Raw genomic sequence first — 17838 nt, 5'->3', positions numbered from 1 at the left:
ATTTCCGTTAACCTCGTGCAGACGATCTGCACGAACGCACCCCAATTCCGCTCCAATCGGATATCATCAAGGCGCCGCATCATCATCGGGCTTCCATGATCACGCGCCGTCATCTCATCCGTTCCATCGGCGGTCTGTCCGCCCTCGGCGTCTCGACCGCAGCCTACGGCGTCGGTGTCGAGCCGGTGCTGCGCCTTCGCGTCACGCGCTATCATCCGATGCCGCGGCAGTGGCCGGCGGATTTTCCGCTGAAGATTGCCGCCATCGCCGACATCCATGCCTGCGATCCCTGGATGTCGCTGGAGCGCATCGAGGGCATCGTCGACCGGACCAACGCGCTCAACGCCGATCTCATCGTGCTGCTCGGCGACTATGTCGCCGGCCTTCACCATGTCACGCGCTTCATTCCGTCGAGCGAATGGGCAAGGGTATTGGGGCGCCTGAAGGCGCCCCTCGGCGTCCATGCCGTCATGGGCAACCACGACTATTGGGATGACAGAACAGTGCAGCAGGCGGGGCACGGGCCGACCATCGCACATCGGGCGCTGGAGGCGGCCGGCATCCCCGTCTACGAGAACGATGCTGTGCGCCTCACCAAGGACGGCCGTCCGTTCTGGCTTGCCGGCCTCGGCGATCAGCTCGCCTTCCTGCCGGCGCGGCGCTTCCGGAGCATGGCGCACTTCGGTGCCGACGATCTCAATGCTACGCTGGCGAAGATCACCGACGATGCGCCGGTCATTCTGCTCGCGCACGAGCCCAATGTCGCTCCGCTCGTGCCCGCGCGCGTCGCGCTGCAATTGTCCGGCCATACCCATGGCGGCCAGGTCCGCCTGCTCGGCTGGTCACCGGCCGTCGCGCCCAGGAACGGCCTGCGTCTCGCCTATGGCCATTTCCGCCTGAAATGCGATCTCATCGTGTCCGGCGGCCTCGGTTGCAGCATCATGCCGCTCCGCTTCGGCGTGCCGCCTGAGATCGTCGAGGTGACGCTGGGAAGGTCAGGACCGGTCGTGTCCTAACACGCTTGCGCGTCCGGCTGTTTTTGCGCAAAACGTGCCGGTTACCGACCAGCGAAGAGGCTCCGGACGTGACAGCTCATCTCGACGGCGAGATCCGCGACGGCCGCCACCACATGCAGGTCCGGGTCTATTACGAGGACACGGATTTCCCTTGCTTGCCGCTATAATAATAGCGAAAGCAGGGTGGTCCCCCTGGGACGCTGGAAAGTGGCGGCCTAAAGGGCCAACCAAAGGCATTCAGGGCCGCCCCACGGGGCGGCTTTTTTTATTTGAGCAGGTCCACCCCAGGGTTAAAAGCGGCTGAGCTTTCACCTAGGGGAACTCGCGAGGGACCTGTGACGACACCGCATCTCGACGGCGCGATCAGCGATGGCCGCCACACCATGCAAGTCCGGGTCTTTTTTGAGGATACCGATTTTAGCAAGGTGGTTTACCACGCCAGCTATCTGCGGTTTATGGAGCGCGGTCGATCGAACTACCTCCGCCTGCTCGGTGCCGATCACCGCGCCCTATTCGAGGAAGCAGAGGGCGAGGCACCCGGCTTTGCCTTTGTGGTGCGTTCGCTCGCCATCGATTATTTCAAACCGGCATTCATCGACGATGTGCTCGACATCATTACGATCCCGCGAGAGGTCAAAGGTGCGTCCATTACGCTGTTGCAAGAATGCCGACGCGGGGCCGAGCTGCTCGCCGCAGCCAAGGTCCGGGTCGCCTTAGTCTCTGGAGGCAAGGCCCAGCGCATCCCGAAAGCGCTGCGGGTCGCCATGCAGCAGGATGTTCAGAACTGATCCTGCACCCGGCGGAAGGCGGGATGCTTCGGGTTCTTATTCTTGATCCAGTGGGTGCAGCGGCCCGGGCAATAGGCGCGCTCGGCGTGCTTCGAGACCATGCCTTCGAGGCCCATGATGCAGGCGTGCCGGAATAGATCGGGGCCGATTTCGCCTTGCTCGAATGGGGCGAGGAATATCCCCTCCGAACGCCGAGCGAGCAGCCGCGCGAGGTTTGTCTTGCGCATCGAGAGCGGCAGGCGGCGGTAGTCGTCACCTTCACCGGACAGGATGTCGAAGGCGTAGAATTGGACCTCGTGGTCGTGCTTGCCGGAATGCAGGGCGTCGAAATCGGACATGCCATCGACGTTGAGCACCACGGCCTCGCCGTCGAGGATGAAGTGCTTGCTGCGGAATTTCATCGCGCTCTCGACGATCCACGGATAGCGCTTCGTCCAATCGTATCCGCCTTTGGTGATCAGGCGCACGCGATCATTCTCCCGCCGAAGCATCATGCGGTAGCCGTCGTGCTTGATCTCGTGGAGCCATTCCCTACCGGCCGGGACCTTTGTTCCCGGGGTGGGGATGCAGGGCAAAAAATGAGCTTGTCGCATGGTTAATAGATAGTAGTGCTAAGTGAAAGATACGAATCTCTTCATATATTTAAGCGCGTTGGCCGTGCGGTCGAGCGCGGGCCTTTGGGGGGACCTTAAGTCCAATCACAAGCCTGTTGTCTGCTTGAAATAACTAATTAAAGTAGAGGGAACTCGCGAGATCACCATGAACGCGCATGTCAGTCTTGATTGGCGAAAGGCCGGTGACATTGGGCTTTATACCGTCCCAATGGCTGCGCGCATTCTGCATGAGGATGGCAGTCACATCAGGTCTTGGATCAACGGGGTGTCGCACAGCGAGGCGCCTCCTATTATCCATCGTCAATTGCCCTTGGTCGGCGGCAAAACAGTCTTGGGCTTTCTTGATCTGATCGAGGCTCGTTTTATAAAACACTTCAAGGATTTGGGCCTGTCGTCTCAAACAATCCGCAAAATCGCTGAGCGCCTGCGCTCTCGTCATCGCACGGATCATCCGTTCGCTACCAACAAGGCGTTCCGGACCGATGGCAAAACCATCCTGATGGAAATCGCCCAGGACGACGAAAAGAAAATCCTCAATCTTCTGAACGATAACTTCGAGATGGGTCCGATTGTCGAGCAATCCTTGTTCGACACAATTCTCTATGCGGACGACCTCGCATACCGCTGGCATCCTAGCCCAACTGAGCATCCGCGAGTTGTGCTCGATCCCAACTATGCTTTTGGTCGCCCCGTCCTTGAAGGAATTTGGATTCCTACCGATGCCTTGGCTGCTGCATTCAATGCGGAGGGCGATACCGGTCCGGTCGCGGAAGATTTTGAGATTGACGAAAGTGATGTTCTTGAAGCGGTTGCCTACGAGGGAAGTCTGAAAACTTCGAGTCAGGTTGAAAATAAGGCTGGATGAGTGCATCGCCAACCGCGTAGCCCTTGCCGTGATAGCGATCACGGGTAATCGAGAGGGCTACGAAGTCTCTTTCATCAGGCACGGGGATGGCTCGCCTGATCCTGACTGGATTCGCAAGTTTGCTGACGAGGGCGGAACCGCGATAGTTTCGGGAGATCACAACATTCTGCAGCATTGGCCCAATTTGATAGCCTACACGGAATCCGGCCTAATTTCGTTCTTTCCTCCGAGTGAATATGAGCATCTTAAGGGCTACGGCCGAGCTGCATTCATCATCAGGTGGTGGCCCGCCATTATCGAGAAAATAAAGATTTCAAAGCCAGGTGATCGCTGGCGCTTGCCGATGAATTGGGCCGCAATAGACCATCAGAAAATGAAGCCCATCAAGGATCCTCGCATCGACGATACCGATGCTACCGACACATCCGAGCTGAAGCAGAGTGATCTCAATCTGTCGCCGACCAGCTCAGGCGGGCAGTTTCGCACCAGTCTGAGTGAATTTAACGAAAGTTCCGGATTCGTGGAGGACCACCGTGGCGAAAAAAGTTAGACGAATCCCGTTGATCCGTGCGACTCCTCCAGCAACGGCCAAGCCCGACAGGCGACATCGCGGTTAAGACGCCACTGAACTTGAAATGCATTTTGGGGCAAGAACGATATGAACGCTGTCGAAATCGAAGAAGCGATTTCGGCTCTCGCCGAGCAGCCATTCGACCCCGTAGAATTCCCGTATTCCTTCCTTCAAGCGTTCGGGAACAAGGATACCACGATCCGGCGCCTGCGTTCGGGTGCGTCGAACAAGTCCGATCTGGGCGGCGTCCTGCAGACCAACAATATTCACATCGCCGTCTGTCCACCAGGTGATGTCACCAAGACGCTCACCGCGCTCAAGGCCAGTCCGGCTACGGCCAGGGCCAAGGCGCGCTATATCCTCGCCACCGACGGGGAGACGCTCGAAGCTGAGGACCTAGAAACGGACGACGCACCGATTGCTTGCGCCTATTCGGACTTCCCGGACCATTTTGGTTTCTTCCTGCCGCTCGCCGGGATCACCACCGTCAAGCAGGTCCGCGAAAGCTCGTTCGATATCCGCGCCACCAGCCGCCTTAACCGGCTGTATCGAACGCTTCTAGAGGAGAACCCCGCATGGGACGCCGCCGAACGTCGCTCGGATATGAACCATTTTATGGCGCGGCTGATCTTCTGTTTCTTCGCCGAAGACACCGACATCTTCAATGGAAAACGTCTGTTCACGACGACGATCGAGCAGATGAGCGAGCGAGACTCGTCCAACACCCATGAAGTGATCAGCGAGTTATTCCTCGCCATGAATACCAAGCGCGAGGATCGGGAGCGAGATAGGATCGCCCGCTGGGCGGACAAGTTTCCCTATGTCAACGGTGGCCTGTTCTCTGGCAGCATCGACGTGCCGCGTTTCAGCCGGATCGCGCGTTCCTACCTTCTCCACATCGGCAATCTCGACTGGACCAAGATCAACCCCGACATCTTCGGATCGATGATACAGGCCGTCGCCGACGACGATGAGCGCGGAGCGCTTGGCATGCACTACACGAGCGTGCCGAACATTCTGAAAGTGCTCAATCCGCTCTTCCTCGATGATTTGCGGGCACGACTTGAGGAAGCAAAGGATAATTCCCGCACGTTACTCAACCTGCGCAAGCGGATGTCGAGGATCAGGGTATTCGATCCGGCTTGCGGATCGGGCAATTTTCTTGTGATTGCCTATAAGGCCATGCGCGAAATCGAAGCGGAGATCAATATCCGGCGCGGGGAGGCGGGCCGCCGAACCGAAATTCCGCTAACGAACTTTCGCGGCATTGAGATACGCGATTTTCCGGCCGAGGTAGCGCGCCTCGCTCTCATCATCGCCGAATTCCAGTGCGACGTGCTCTATCGTGGACAGAAGGAAGCTTTGGCCGAGTTTCTACCGCTGGACGCGCAGAATTGGATCACTTGCGGCAACGCGCTGCGTTTGGATTGGCTGAGTATATGCCCGCCCACGGGAACGGGCGTGAAGCATCATGCTGATGATCTGTTTCACACGCCACTAGATCAAGCGCAGATCGACTTCGAAAACGAGGGTGGAGAGACGTACCTTTGTGGCAATCCTCCGTATCTAGGTTCGAAGTGGCAGACCGACGAGCAGAAAGCGGATTTAGCATCCATCTTCGACGAGCGCACGAAAGGCTGGAAGTCCCTTGATTACGTAGCCGGATGGTTCATGAAGGCTGCCGATTACGGACTGCACACCAAAACAGTCGCTGCTTTTGTCGCCACCAATTCCATCTGTCAGGGCTTGCAGGTGCCGATACTGTGGCCTTTGATTATGAGCACGTCCCACGAGATCGCATTCGCCCACACCTCGTTCAAATGGTCTAATCTCGCCAGTTACAATGCAGGTGTGACTGTTGCGATTGTTGCCATTTCACGCCAGCCACCCAACCCTCGTCGCTTGTTTTCTATAGCTGATCAGGGAGCCGTCATCGAGCGAGCTGTCCCCCACATAAATTGCTATCTCATCCCCGGTTCTAATTCGGTGATTGAGCAAATGCGGAATCCGATCTCAGAGGTATCCCAAATGTTGTTCGGCAACATGCCGCGCGACGGCGGAAATTTCATTCTGAACGACGAGCAGCGAGCGCAGGTATTGCAGCGCCACCCTGATCTTGGACGGTATATACGCCCGTATGTGGGTTCGGAAGAGATGATCCAAGGCAGCCAGAGATGGTGCTTTTGGATCGAGGACGAGGATGCGGCGACAGCGATATCCCACCCCTTTCTCAAGCAGATACTCGAAAACGTCCGTCAATTCCGTTCGTCCAGTGCAGCAGGTTCAACTCGCGATTTTGCGTCGCGTCCGCATCGTTTCGTCCAAATCGCTGGTACTGCCAAAAATCACTCCCTTGTTGTTGCAAAGGTTTCATCCGAGAGAAGGCCCTATATTCCTGTAGACTTGTTGAGCGGCAATGCGATCGCGAGCGACCTGCTCTTCGCTCTGTACGATGCTCCACTATGGAACATGGCGCTGATCGCTTCTCGCCTGCATCTTGTCTGGATCGCGACCGTGTGCGGCAAGCTGGAAACGCGGCATCGCTATTCCAACACCCTCGGTTGGAACACCTTTCCTATCCCATCCCTCACTGAAAAGAACAAAGCAGATTTGAGCCGTGGAGCCGAAGACATTCTCTTGGCGCGCGCGGCTCATTTCCCGGCAACCATCGCCGATCTCTATGAACCTGAGAAAATGCCCGCCGACCTGCGAGAGGCGCATGAGCGAAACGACGAGGTGCTTGAGCGCATCTACATCGGCCGCCGGTTCCGTAACGACACAGAGCGGCTTGAGAAATTGTTCGAGCTTTACACCAAGATGACTGCAAAGCAGGGGACGAGCAAGAAGCGAAAGGCCGGGGCAAGCGCATGACCATCGAGGTGAAATCAATCCCCTCCGTTTCGGTGTCTTACGCCCGCAACGGCAGCTCGACCAAAGCCAACGCGCTTGGCATGCGGCCGATGCAGGAGCGCGCTTTTGAACGACGCGGTGAGCAGTACCTTCTGATCAAGTCGCCACCGGCCTCTGGCAAAAGCCGCGCGCTCATGTTCATCGCCCTCGACAAGCTCCAGAACCAAGGCCTCAAACAGGCGATCATTGTGGTACCGGAGAAGTCCATCGGCGCAAGCTTCCACGACGAGCCGCTGAGCAAGTTCGGCTTTTCGTCCGATTGGACCGTTATGCCCAAGTGGAACCTCTGTGATGCGCCCGGTTCGGACAACGGCGGAAAGGTCAATTCGGTCGGCGCGTTCCTGGAAAGCGACGACAAAGTGCTGGTTTGCACTCACGCGACCTTCCGCTTTGCCGTGGACAGGTATGGAGTCGAGGCGTTCGACGGTAGATTGATCGCGGTGGACGAGTTCCATCATGTCTCTGCGAATCCCGACAACAAGCTTGGCCTGCACCTCGGCCAATTTATTGCCCGCGACAAGGTTCATATCGTCGCCATGACCGGCTCCTATTTCAGGGGCGACGCTGAAGCGGTGCTCGCCCCGCAGGACGAGGCAAAATTCGATACCGTCACCTACACCTACTACGAACAGCTAAACGGCTACGAATACCTCAAACAGCTCGATATCGGTTATTTCTTCTATTCCGGCTCCTACGCCGACGACATCCTCAAGGTGCTCAAGCCGGTCGAGAAGACGATCGTCCACATCCCTAGCGTCAATTCCCGCGAGAGCACGAAGGACAAGATCAGGGAGGTCGAACACATCATCGAAGCATTGGGCGTATGGCACGGAACCGACCCAGCCACGGGCTTCCAATTGGTCAAAACCTCGGACGACCGCATCTTACGGATAGCCGATCTGGTCGATGACGATCCCAGCAAGCGCGAGCGAGTGTCCGCCGCGCTGAAAGACCCTGCGCAAAAGAATAATCGTGACCATGTGGACATCATCATCGCCCTCGGCATGGCGAAGGAAGGGTTCGACTGGATTTGGTGCGAGCACGCACTCACGATCGGCTATCGTGCGAGCCTCACGGAAATCGTGCAGATCATCGGCCGCGCGACCCGTGACGCGCCGGGCAAGACCCGCGCGCGTTTCACAAACCTGATCGCTGAACCGGACGCATCCGAGGAGGCCGTCACCGAGGCGGTAAACGACACTTTGAAGGCTATCGCGGCCAGTCTTCTCATGGAGCAAGTGCTCGCGCCGCGCTTTGAGTTCAAGCCCAAGAACCCGACCAACGAGGCCACGCCTGGCTTTGACTACGGCGAAGGCGGTTACGATCCCGACAAGTGCAATGTCGGCTTCAATCACGACACGGGACAATTCCAGATCGAGATCAAGGGCCTCGTGGAACCGAAAAGCGACGAAGCGGCTCGCATCTGTCGGGAAGACTTGAACGAGGTCATTGCAGCCTTTGTCCAAGACAAGACCGCCGTAGAGCGCGGGCTCTTTGACGAGGAGCTGGTGCCGGAGGAACTAACGGTTGCCCGCATGGGCAAGATCATCAAGGATAAATATCCCGAACTCGACGAGGAGGATCAGGAGGCCGTGCGCCAACACGCTGTTGCTGCCCTCAATCTCACGCAACAGGCCAAACAGGCCGCAATTGAAGGCGGCAATGGCGATCCTAGTGCAAATACCGCCTTAATCGACGGTGTCCGCAAGTTCGCCATGGACGTTCGCGAGCTTGATATTGACCTGATCGACCGGATCAATCCCTTCGGTGAGGCTTACTCGATCCTCGCCAAGACCATGAGCGAGGATAGCCTGAAACAGGTGGCGGCCGCGATTGCCGCAAAGCGCACGAGCCTCACGCCAGACGAAGCCAAGGAACTCGCCGTGCGCGCTTACAGGTTCAAAAAGGAGCGCGGTCGGCTTCCTTCAATTAGCTCGACGGACGCTTGGGAAAAGCGTATGGCCGAGGGCGCGGCCGCCTTTGTAAGATTCAAGGACGAGGGACGGTATGAGTGACATCGACCTCGACGATCTGCGCGCTGAGCTCGAAGACTTCGCCCAACCGGAGAAGAATGGCGGGCGCTCCCCGCGCGAGGAACGCATCATGGCTGGGTTCGAGGAAATCCAGCGGTTTGTCGAGAAGCACGGTCGCGCCCCCCAGCACGGGGAAGATCGCGATATTTTCGAGCGGCTCTATGCCGTGCGCCTCGATCGCCTGCGCGCACTTGAGGAATGCCGATCGCTTCTTGCATCCCTCGACCATCAAGGGCTCCTGGCGGGATCTGAGAGTGCTGCCCCTCCGGAGGAGCCGATCGACGAGGACGAACTGCTTGCCGAACTCGGTGGTGCTGCAGGGTCCTCCGACATCACTGAACTTCGCCATGTCCGCACCGCTGCCGACAAGCGGGCGGCCGAGGAAATCGCCAATCGCCAGAAATGCGAGGACTTCGACCGCTTCAAACCCCTGTTCGAGAAGGTACAAAAGGAAATCGCGAGCGGCATACGCCAGACGCGCCCGTTCGAGTTGAAAGCTGAAATCCGGCCGGGTAGCTGGTTCGTTGTCGGAGGGCAGAAGGCCTATGTCGCAGAGATGGGCGATATATTCACAAATGCTCAGGGTAAGTCCGACGCGCGGCTGCGCGTGATCTTCGACAACGGCACCGAGAGCAACCTGCTCATGCGATCATTGCAGCGGGCGCTCCACAAGGACGATGCGGGGCGGCGGATCACCGACCCCGTTGCAGGCCCGCTCTTTGCCAGCGAAAGTGCCGAGGGCGACCTAGCCAGCGGTACGATTTACGTTGTGCGCAGCAAGTCCGATCATCCGGTAATAGCAGCTCATCGCGATGTTCTGCACAAGATCGGCGTAACCGGCGGGGATGTCGAACGGCGTATCGCTAACGCGAAACTCGACCCGACCTTTCTTATGGCCGATGTGGAAAAAGTCGCCACCTACGAACTCTACAACATCAATCGCGCCAAGCTCGAAAACCTCATTCACCGTGTCTTCGGGCCGGCTCAGCTCAATATCGAGATCAAAGATCGCTTCGGGAATCCGGTGATACCGCGCGAGTGGTTTCTGGTGCCTCGGTTCGTTATCGACGAGGCTGTCGATCGGATCAAGGATGGGACGATTACCGGCTACACATACGATCCGAAAGAGGCAGCATTGGTGCGCGTCGACAAAGCTTGATAGTCTGTTCGATGCCATGCTGCCTACGTGCGCCATTCCCGCGGCGCCCGGCCCGCCTCGATCATTTCGCCGACCGGCACCCCAAGCATGACCTGCATCGGCCTTTCTCATTCATGTGGCCGTCCAAGCCGACTTCGTCTTGATTGCGATGGCATCGTCAACGAAGTGCTCCATCGCTTCGATCGCGGCATCGGGCGGAATGCCTTGGCGCGTCAGGTGGTAGTAGAGGTCAAGCAGCCAGCCATCGTGCAAGCCGTGCTCTCGCACCCACGCGACAATGCAGTCTTTCTCCCTCATGCCGCCACCCGGCTTCGCTTTCGGCCGTTCGTGCGATCCGCCCCCGCATGCTCGTTGAGCTTCTTCGCCTGCAGCTTCAGCTTCTGCGCCGCGCGACCGCGTGGCTTCTTCGGACGTGGCTCGACTGCGTTCAGCTTTGCCTGTCCTTGATAGGTGGACACCTCGCCCAGGCGCTCAAGATAGTCCACCTTGAGCTTGATCTGCTTCGGCGTCAGCCCGGTGTCGCGCGCGAGCGCCGAGAGCGAGACCCATCGATCGAGCGACAGATATTCCTTGATCTTGACGCTGCGGGAGCTCACCGGCTCCGGCGGTGGGGGCGGCGGCGCCGTCTGGGCGAACTGCGCCGCCTGCGTTGCGGCCGTCCGGCTGACCACCCTGGCGACCCGCACCATCAGCTCGCTGAGGTCCGCCACCTCGCCGCGAAGGGCGGCTAACTGATCCGGGATCGGCACCACTTCCTTCGGCAGGCTGAGCGCCTTCGCCAGCTCGGCGTGCCTCTTTTTCTTCGGCTCTTCCGTCTTCAGGGTCACGTTGTCGGCGCGGAGGAGCCTGCGCACCTCGGCGCGGATGTTCATGCGACCGCGCCAGTCGCTTCCGGTCTTGGAGGTGATGACGCGTCGGAGTTCCTTTTCCGGCACCGCACGCCACGCGATCTCGATGTGGCCACCATTGGTGTGCGTGACTTCCGGCTTTATGCCGTACTGCTTCAGCTCGGCTGTCGCGATCTCCACCAGCTCGTTCATGCTTGCTCCCATTACTGGATTTCCCAGCCCGCAGGTTTGCCGCCCTCACGTTCGAATATGATCGCCTCGTTGACGGGGATCAGTTCGCGCATGGCCTTGACGAATTCTGTGATGCACTCCTCGCGCACCGCCGGGTGATGCCCGGCGAAATACATCGCGGTCAGATCGACCAGCACGGCTCCTTGAACCACCGGACCTCGGCCGTGCAGGAGGCGCTCGATGATCTTGCATAGCGCCTCGGCGTGTGCCGCAACGTCCACCTCATGCGTCGAGGTCATGCCGCTCCATCCCCTCGACGCTGTCCAAGATCACGTCGATCATAGCGACTAGCTGGATCAGCCGCGCCTGCGCCGTCTCGCTGTTGGGCTCGCGCTGATCGATCAAGTCCACCAGCAGGTCGCCCATCTCACCGGAGCGGAACGGGGTGAGTGCCGCGACCAGGGCCGGATGGTGATTGACGGCGATCGCGATCACCCGTGCCACCGTCGATGCATCGTCGCAGGCAATCGTGATCACGCCGTCGTCGCTGACCAGCGTCGCCGCCTTGTCGTTTGCCGCTCCAAGCTTCAGCCGCTTCATTCGTCACCCACGGACATGAGGTAGTGCGCCATCTCGTGCGCAGTGCTTGCTGAGGGGCTCTCTGCCCAGCGAAGGTATTTCTCCATCTCCGCGCGGTGGAGAGTATAGCGCTCGCTGTCCAGCTTGGTCAGCACTCCAGCGACCCGAAAGTCCTTGATGACCCTGTCCGCAGTTTGGCGTGCGATCCCGACCATGTCGCCGAGGCGCTTCGGCGTCGCTTCGATGCGCAGCTCCTGTGCTTCACTGTTGCCGAACATGCTGATGAGCGCGCGGGCCAGCCGCAAATGCGCTGAGTTCATCAGCCGGTTATCGAGCATCTGGCGCATTGTCTTGTTGCTCTTGACCATTCCCCTCGTGAACATGCGGAGGAGCGGCGCGTGCTCGTGCAACAGCGCCGGGAACGTCTCGCGCGCGAAGGCGATGAGATCGCTGTCCATCAGCGCGGTCGCCGTATTGGTGTGAAACTGCTCCTCGTGCAGCGCGCCTTCCGCGAGCCAGTCGTGAGGCCCGCATTGCTCGATCAGGACGGCTCGGCCTTGCGGCGAAGTCCCATCAACCCTGATCTGACCGCGCGAGATCAGGAAAACCTGCTCGATCGGCTCTCCCTTCTCGAACAGAACGGCGCCTTTCCTGTAGTTCAGTAGCCGCTTGCCCGAAGCGCGAGTTGCCACAAATTCCCGAAGCCACCTCAAATCATTGGTGGACAGTTCCTGCATTCCCGGCATTCCCGTCCCCTCGTCACCGAAGGTGATCCAATGTTTTTTGGTCGTCTCGCGCTGGTAGAGTTGCCGAAGTTACTCTGTGCCAGCGTGTAGCGACGAAACATTAGATGACAGGAAAAATTGTCAGCGCAAGAAAAATCTCTAACATTTGTTATTGCACCATCAGACACTGTCACAAGTGACAGGTCGAGAAGTGCATGCACCTGTTAGAAGTAACAGTGTGCATCGAGCGCAGGCTGTTAGAAGTGATAGTGCGTCGAGGTTAGATCATGCGCATGCGCACCGCGATCATCACCGCATGCGCGAGCGTCGCCGCGCCGAGTTTGCGGCGACAGTTGTTGAGATGATGGAGCACCGTGCTTCGGCTCAGCTTGATGGCATCAGCAATTTGCTCGGTCTTTTCTCCGATTGCGATCCGCGTCAACACCTCACGCTCGCGCGAGGTCAGGGCAACAGGAGCTGATGTCTCGACGCCCTTGATCTGCAGCACCCGTTCGAACGCATAGAAACACATGCAGTGCAGCACTGGTTCTTCGCGTTTCGGCACATCCAGCGTAGGGCCGCCGAACCAGACGTGACCAAGCCGACGTGCTGTCGTTGTAAACGGGAGCACGATGCCATCGACAAGGCCAAAGTCGCGCAAGAACTCGATGACCTCCTGCGCGCGGGGCTCGGCTTCGGGATTGTAAGGAGCTTCCTTGAACCACCGAAACGGAAGCGCGGTTTGCTGGGCATGGCGGAAGCTCGGATCGTGACGCACGAGACCAAGCGCGTTGTAGGCGTCGGTAAGCCCGGCCGGTAGTCGGCTGGCCAAGGTGATGTCAGCAAACGTCTCGGTCGGCAGGGGGTTGAAGGTGAACAGATAATTTTCAACGCCGCGCTTGCGCAGCGCCGCGCCGAATTCATTCATGACCGCGTCGGCGGTCATGAGGCTCTCGACTTTTTCGACAAATTCCAGGGCGGCACGTTGCATGATTTTCCTGCTTGCTCAGCCGGTTCCATTTCGTGACAAGACGACGAAATTAAGACTGCCGGTTACAGGTTGCGGCTCTGTAATTTGTCCGGATCGCATCCATACAATCCGGAAACGTCTCTGCCAGCGGTAGAGCCTTGACCACGCTACCCGTTACGCGCACACAGATTACGGTTGTACCGGCTGCAATCGGCCGGACCTAGCACGAGGAAACGATGTCGAGAAACAAGGCGGCCACCTCGGTCGATTTGTACATAGGCGAGAAGGTTCGAGCCTACCGAAACGCTCGCAGCATCTCGCAGGAAGAGCTGGCCCGGATGCTTGGCCTATCCTTCCAGCAAATCCAAAAATACGAGAAGGGCGACAACCGCATCACAAGCTCGCGGTTGCAGGAAATAGCCAAGATATTTGAGTGCGATGTTGCCGATCTATTGCCCGGCCAGAAGAAGGGCAAGAAGTCGCAGAAGCTTTCAAATTTGGATCGTGTTGCGGCGACGCGCGATGGCATGAAGCTGATCAACAGCTTCGTTGAAATAAAGAACGAAGTGATGCGCGCCGCCGTCGTTGAACTAGCCCGCCGCTTCGTCGGGCACTAGCTGGCTGCATCCGGCGGGGCCGAGCTCTGCCCCGCTTACTTCATGCAATGACCCGCGATCTCGGCGAGGAGTGCATCCTTGCGCGCGACCGCTTGCGCGATCTCGCGGAGCATGAAAGCGAAGCCAGATAGAAAAAGCAGATTGATGACGACGAGCGCCAGGGCGAGCGGCTGACCGCGAAGCCCCTCGATAACGTCGCCGATCGCCTTGCGCATAATCACGCTGCTGCGAACGCCAGGGACCGCGCATCCCAGATGGAGGCCAGCGCGAACTCGATGTCGCCGTCCGGCACGTTCGAGCCGAGCGCGGCAGGGTCGCTGTCGATGGCTCCCGAGATCGTCGGGTTCGATGAGATCACATGGGCTGACACGAGCTGCGGCTTCTCGTTGCCCATGATGACGAAGCTCGCATAGGCGATGCGCTCCGCGTGGTTCGCCGTGGCCGGGTCTTCGCTCGCGACGTTCTGCGCCACCTTGAACATGATCATCATGACGCGGCCCGCGAACTCGGGATCGGAGGCTGTCGCGATGTGGTCTTTTGCGGACATTATGCTGCTCCCAGAATTTCGGCGGCTGTCATCGCCGGTTTGGTGTCGAGGTTTGGGTTGACCATTCGCGGCGCGGGATCAGGGACGCCGCCGTCCGCGAGCCACTGCTGATAGATCTGCCAGTCAGCGTTGCCCTCGTCGTTTGGGATCAGCGCCTGATCGGCGGTGCGGATCACGGCATCGGTTGCGGTCAATTGATACTCAGCCATCAGTTCAGCCTCGCGTTTACCGCCCACGTCCCAGATGCGAACCAGTCATCGTTCGCCGTGGTGTTGCTTGCATAGAGGATGATGTTGTCAATCTGCGAGCCATAAACGCTCATCGTGGAGCGTGTCAGCGCGAGGTTGGAGAGCGGGAGCGCAGTCGGCGTCGCGCGCTTGCGCTCCTTGTACGGCAGCGTGAATTGAAAGTTGCGGTTGAGAGCTGCGCCGCTGATGCCGCCGATCGCGAAGTTGCCGGTTTCCCAATAGCGCATCGCGGTGCGTAGCTCATCGGCATAGGGGCGCAACAGTAGATGAGAGCGATCCGATGTCGGCGCCTCGTTGCCGGGCAACAGCGCGACATTCCCGATATGGAAGCGGTCGGTGGTCGCCGCGACGCCGTTGATCTGGTTGTTCGACGCGATCACGCCCGTCGTGCCAGCATTCCAGCCGGCGCCAGCCCGCAGCCCGCTGCCAGCCGCCATCGCAAAGGTCAGATAGAAGCCAGCACCAGTCGTCAGATTGGAGGGTGCCGCACCAGCGGTCTGAGGCGGAATTTGGATGACGTTATGTTGCGCGACGCCGGAACCGGCTTGAGTGTACTCGAACACATAGCAATAGCCCGTCAGGAGATTTTTGACCGACCCGGAGTAGATGCCGGTGCGAACATGGGCGCTCCAGAAGGAGAGCGTCATCGGCTGGCACGCTGCAGTGCCAAATCCGAGACGTGCCATCCGATAGGCTTCGATCACCTGATAGATTGCCACGCCATCGCTGGCCCCGAGCGCGGCTTGCGCTGCCGTGATCTCAATTGAGCCGTAGTTGTTGCTGCCCTGTGCCGGAAAATTCGGCCCCGTCATCCACCGCGCCCATGCACCGACCGTGCCGACAGCGTAGAGGCACCAGCCATCACAAAAGAACGTGGCATGCGCCGTCGTGCTGCCTGCGCCGTCCTGCGCGACCTCGAAGCCGCCATTGAACTGCATGCCGTTGTAGGCCAGTGCATCGAGCGGCGCGGCGTAGACGTTGGCGCGAGCGATGGACTTCTGCGCCACGGTGATCGCCGGTTGCGCCGCGTCGAAGTGGACGGCGTTCGGATCGTTGTTGCTGCCTGTCGGACCAATCGGTCCCCGGATGTTGCCGACCGGCGCCCCCCAGGAGCCGCCCGCATAATTGTAGACGTCGCCGTTCGTAGTGTTGAGATAGTTGTCGTTGTCGAGCGCGCCGCTGATCGCATCGGGCGCACCCGCGCCTTCGTACCACTGCGAGCCGCGCGTGCCGGTATCGCCCTTGACACCCTGAATGCCCTGCACCCCCTGAATACCTTGGATGCCCTGCGGACCTCTGATGTTGCCGACCGGACTGCCCCAGCTTCCGATCGTGAAATTGTAGACATCGCCATTGGTCGTATCGAGATAGTTGTCGTTCTCCTGCGCGCCCACGATGCCGCTCGGTGCGCCTGCGCCTTCGAACCAAAGACTGCCGCGGGCTCCTGTTGGCCCCGGGACGGTGCTCGCCGGTCCCATCGGCCCCTGCGGGCCGGGCGGTCCTTGCTCAAGCTCTTGGATGATCTCGACATCGAAATCAGCAACCACCACGGTGTCGCTGGTGGTGCCGATAGCCACATCACGATCAGCGTTGCTGACTTCGACCTTGTTCACTTCTCTTTGCCTTTCGCGGTGCTCGGGACGGTGAAGCCGTATTCGTCCATCACCTTCTGCAACTCGGCGTCGGTCTGGTTTCCCTGATCGTCGCGCGGCCAGATTTGCGGCGTCGCTTTCGGGTCGTCGCCCTGCCACTCCGCGAACTCGGGGTCGCTCTGCGGGACAATCGACTGGCGCTTGCTGGAATAGAGGCGGCCGTCGTCAGCGAGCCAGTACCAATCATAGGGGTCGTAAAAAAACCTAGCCATACTGACCTCCGTTCGAGACCGTGCCTGCCACATCGCCTGGCAGATAGTTGGCGCCGCCACCGGCCACGTTGATCACGGAGTTGTACGTGGCATCGTACTTCTTGCCGGTCGCCGCGCCGGTCAGCGTGCTGTAGTTGAACGCGACGGCGCTGAGCTGCTGCGCCTCAATGAACGCCTGTGCGTAGTTCACGGCACCAACGATGGTCAGCGGCTGAGGCGGAGAGACCTCCAGACAGTCCACCCGGCCACCCTGCTGGCAGTTGATGAAGCAGCCCAGCCCATAGGCGTGGCTCTGTGCGCTTCCGCTGATCCGCTTGGGACCACCGAACCGAAGATACGCGCCGCCGTAGGCGAAAATCTGCGGGCCAAAGGTCGGTCCCCACTCGAAGTTCTGGAACGTGGCCTGCACGGTGCCCTGCGCGTGGATGCCGGCGCAGGTGTTGTTCTGCTGGCCCGCGACGCCAGTGGTCTGCACCTTGAAGCCCTGCATGACGTTGTTCACGCCACTGACGGCGATAGCGATGGTGTTGTTCTCGGAGATCAGCACGTTCGCGGGCGTGTTCACGTTGCCGACCCAGAGCACGGTGCCAGACCCGGCGCAGGCGGGCAGATTGACGGCCCTGTAATTCTGACTGTCGGCGACGTTGATCGTGATGTTGTAGCCATTGAGGTTCATGAAGCGAACCGTGTTGGCCGCCTTCTGCAACGTCTTGAACGGACCATGGCCGCCGCCGACCACCGCCGCCGCGCCGTCGTTGTTGTCGCTGCCGGTGGCATCGTTGACGTAGAAGGTCAGGTTGCGGTCGAGGAAGACCGGGCCACCGACGCTCTTGCCCTGCCACACCATGCGGAAGGCCGCGCCGTCGTACATGAAGGCGTTGAGCGTGTTCTGCCCGATGTCGCCGGGGATCAGCGGCGAGCCGTCCGATCGCACGATGGGCTTCGCGCCCATCGCATTCACGTTGAGGTTGGCGGGACCGGTGTTCGGGTTGACGATCCAGGCGACGACCAGCAGGTAGCGGAAATACGTACCGGGCGCTGGAGCCAGCGTCACCGAATACTGGTTGGCCGTGCCAGCATCATCGACTGCCCAGAGTTTCTGAGACTGGATCGATTTGCCGAGCTGGCGCAGGTCCGCATTATCCGGCGCGAACAGATTGACATCGCTGATCAGGTTGACGATCTCGCGCTGCGGAAACTCGATGCTCTCCGCAGGCGGGATCGAGCCAGCCCGCCCAATGCTCGGATCGCCGTTGATGTAAGGGCCGTTCGGATCGCTGATCCCATACGGTTGATTGTACTTCATGTCCTGT

Annotated in this window: 21 protein-coding genes and 1 pseudogene; 9 read left to right on the top strand and 13 right to left on the bottom strand. The window is 59.5% G+C overall.

Annotated features, from left to right (window positions below; translation table 11 throughout):
- The first annotated feature begins 95 nt into the window (after positions 1 to 95).
- From I6F24_RS12675 to I6F24_RS12665, 3 genes and pseudogenes are all read left to right on the top strand, one after another.
- On the top strand, positions 96 to 1016 hold the full coding sequence (locus I6F24_RS12675; RefSeq protein ID WP_036021743.1) for a metallophosphoesterase: 921 nt from the start codon (positions 96 to 98) through the stop codon (positions 1014 to 1016).
- A 68-nt stretch (positions 1017 to 1084) separates the two neighbouring features.
- A pseudogene (locus tag I6F24_RS37765) lies at positions 1085 to 1165 on the top strand (acyl-CoA thioester hydrolase); the annotation flags it as partial.
- Between the two features lie 234 nt (positions 1166 to 1399).
- Complete coding sequence (locus tag I6F24_RS12665; RefSeq protein WP_225156420.1) at positions 1400 to 1804, top strand: YbgC/FadM family acyl-CoA thioesterase; 405 nt, start codon at positions 1400 to 1402, stop codon at positions 1802 to 1804.
- On the opposite strand, the gene I6F24_RS12660 is transcribed toward I6F24_RS12665, so the two are convergent.
- Complete coding sequence (locus I6F24_RS12660; protein WP_225156412.1) at positions 1795 to 2397, bottom strand: RNA ligase family protein; 603 nt, start codon at positions 2395 to 2397, stop codon at positions 1795 to 1797. The two genes, I6F24_RS12665 and I6F24_RS12660, sit on opposite strands and share 10 nt — an antisense overlap.
- Before the next feature lie 166 nt (positions 2398 to 2563).
- Here I6F24_RS12660 and I6F24_RS12655 point away from each other — a divergent pair, with 166 nt between their 5' ends.
- The 5 genes from I6F24_RS12655 (at position 2564) to I6F24_RS12635 (ending at position 9956) form a co-directional block, all read left to right on the top strand.
- Positions 2564 to 3283: a DUF433 domain-containing protein gene (locus I6F24_RS12655; protein ID WP_225156410.1), complete on the top strand. Its 720-nt coding sequence runs from the start codon at positions 2564 to 2566 to the stop codon at positions 3281 to 3283.
- Positions 3264 to 3833, top strand: coding sequence for a hypothetical protein (locus tag I6F24_RS12650; RefSeq protein WP_225156407.1), 570 nt, complete (start codon positions 3264 to 3266; stop codon positions 3831 to 3833). Before I6F24_RS12655 ends, I6F24_RS12650 begins: the two co-directional genes overlap by 20 nt.
- Positions 3834 to 3941: 108 nt before the next feature.
- The gene (locus I6F24_RS12645; protein WP_225156406.1) at positions 3942 to 6725 is read left to right on the top strand and encodes a DNA methyltransferase; all 2784 of its coding nucleotides are present in this window, start codon (positions 3942 to 3944) and stop codon (positions 6723 to 6725) included.
- On the top strand, positions 6722 to 8779 hold the full coding sequence (locus tag I6F24_RS12640; RefSeq protein ID WP_225156404.1) for a DEAD/DEAH box helicase: 2058 nt from the start codon (positions 6722 to 6724) through the stop codon (positions 8777 to 8779). Before I6F24_RS12645 ends, I6F24_RS12640 begins: the two co-directional genes overlap by 4 nt.
- A complete protein-coding gene (locus tag I6F24_RS12635; RefSeq protein WP_225156402.1) occupies positions 8772 to 9956 on the top strand; it encodes a GIY-YIG nuclease family protein in 1185 nt (394 codons plus the stop codon). Before I6F24_RS12640 ends, I6F24_RS12635 begins: the two co-directional genes overlap by 8 nt.
- Before the next feature lie 111 nt (positions 9957 to 10067).
- Here the strand turns inward: I6F24_RS12635 and I6F24_RS12630 are convergent, their stop codons facing one another.
- From I6F24_RS12630 to I6F24_RS12605, 6 genes are all read right to left on the bottom strand, one after another.
- Complete coding sequence (locus tag I6F24_RS12630; protein ID WP_225156400.1) at positions 10068 to 10253, bottom strand: hypothetical protein; 186 nt, start codon at positions 10251 to 10253, stop codon at positions 10068 to 10070.
- Positions 10250 to 10996 carry a hypothetical protein gene (locus tag I6F24_RS12625; RefSeq protein ID WP_225156398.1) on the bottom strand — a complete coding sequence of 249 codons (747 nt, stop codon included), beginning with the start codon at positions 10994 to 10996 and terminating at the stop codon, positions 10250 to 10252. The genes I6F24_RS12630 and I6F24_RS12625 overlap by 4 nt, the downstream gene beginning before the upstream one ends.
- Positions 10997 to 11007: 11 nt before the next feature.
- The gene (locus I6F24_RS12620) at positions 11008 to 11274 is read right to left on the bottom strand and encodes a hypothetical protein (RefSeq protein ID WP_225156395.1); all 267 of its coding nucleotides are present in this window, start codon (positions 11272 to 11274) and stop codon (positions 11008 to 11010) included.
- The gene (locus tag I6F24_RS12615; protein WP_225156393.1) at positions 11258 to 11575 is read right to left on the bottom strand and encodes a hypothetical protein; all 318 of its coding nucleotides are present in this window, start codon (positions 11573 to 11575) and stop codon (positions 11258 to 11260) included. Before I6F24_RS12615 ends, I6F24_RS12620 begins: the two co-directional genes overlap by 17 nt.
- On the bottom strand, positions 11572 to 12291 hold the full coding sequence (locus tag I6F24_RS12610; RefSeq protein ID WP_225156391.1) for a Crp/Fnr family transcriptional regulator: 720 nt from the start codon (positions 12289 to 12291) through the stop codon (positions 11572 to 11574). Before I6F24_RS12610 ends, I6F24_RS12615 begins: the two co-directional genes overlap by 4 nt.
- A gap of 268 nt (positions 12292 to 12559) precedes the next feature.
- Positions 12560 to 13270 carry a LuxR family transcriptional regulator gene (locus I6F24_RS12605; protein ID WP_225156389.1) on the bottom strand — a complete coding sequence of 237 codons (711 nt, stop codon included), beginning with the start codon at positions 13268 to 13270 and terminating at the stop codon, positions 12560 to 12562.
- A 215-nt stretch (positions 13271 to 13485) separates the two neighbouring features.
- Here I6F24_RS12605 and I6F24_RS12600 point away from each other — a divergent pair, with 215 nt between their 5' ends.
- Positions 13486 to 13866 (top strand): helix-turn-helix transcriptional regulator, encoded by a 381-nt coding sequence (locus I6F24_RS12600; protein ID WP_225156387.1) that lies wholly within the window; start codon positions 13486 to 13488, stop codon positions 13864 to 13866.
- A 35-nt stretch (positions 13867 to 13901) separates the two neighbouring features.
- Here I6F24_RS12600 and I6F24_RS12595 read toward each other — a convergent pair whose 3' ends face one another.
- The 6 genes from I6F24_RS12595 to I6F24_RS12570 are packed head-to-tail and all read right to left on the bottom strand — an operon-like array spanning position 13902 to position 17831.
- A complete protein-coding gene (locus tag I6F24_RS12595) occupies positions 13902 to 14081 on the bottom strand; it encodes a hypothetical protein (RefSeq protein ID WP_225156385.1) in 180 nt (59 codons plus the stop codon).
- 2 nt (positions 14082 to 14083) lie between these two features.
- Complete coding sequence (locus I6F24_RS12590; RefSeq protein ID WP_225156383.1) at positions 14084 to 14413, bottom strand: hypothetical protein; 330 nt, start codon at positions 14411 to 14413, stop codon at positions 14084 to 14086.
- The gene (locus I6F24_RS12585; protein WP_225156381.1) at positions 14413 to 14622 is read right to left on the bottom strand and encodes a hypothetical protein; all 210 of its coding nucleotides are present in this window, start codon (positions 14620 to 14622) and stop codon (positions 14413 to 14415) included. Before I6F24_RS12585 ends, I6F24_RS12590 begins: the two co-directional genes overlap by 1 nt.
- Positions 14622 to 16274: a hypothetical protein gene (locus tag I6F24_RS12580; RefSeq protein WP_225156379.1), complete on the bottom strand. Its 1653-nt coding sequence runs from the start codon at positions 16272 to 16274 to the stop codon at positions 14622 to 14624. Before I6F24_RS12580 ends, I6F24_RS12585 begins: the two co-directional genes overlap by 1 nt.
- A complete protein-coding gene (locus I6F24_RS12575) occupies positions 16271 to 16525 on the bottom strand; it encodes a hypothetical protein (RefSeq protein WP_225156377.1) in 255 nt (84 codons plus the stop codon). The genes I6F24_RS12580 and I6F24_RS12575 overlap by 4 nt, the downstream gene beginning before the upstream one ends.
- Positions 16518 to 17831, bottom strand: a complete 1314-nt coding sequence (locus tag I6F24_RS12570; protein ID WP_225156375.1) for a hypothetical protein — start codon at positions 17829 to 17831, stop codon at positions 16518 to 16520. The genes I6F24_RS12575 and I6F24_RS12570 overlap by 8 nt, the downstream gene beginning before the upstream one ends.
- Between the last annotated feature and the right edge of the window lie 7 nt (positions 17832 to 17838).

It is taken from the genome of Bradyrhizobium sp. BRP23 (assembly GCF_020194135.1).
Taxonomy (GTDB): Bacteria; Pseudomonadota; Alphaproteobacteria; order Rhizobiales; family Xanthobacteraceae; genus Bradyrhizobium; species Bradyrhizobium yuanmingense.
The sequence above is the reverse complement of the archived record's forward strand: the minus strand, read 5'-3'. Positions and strand labels throughout refer to the sequence as shown.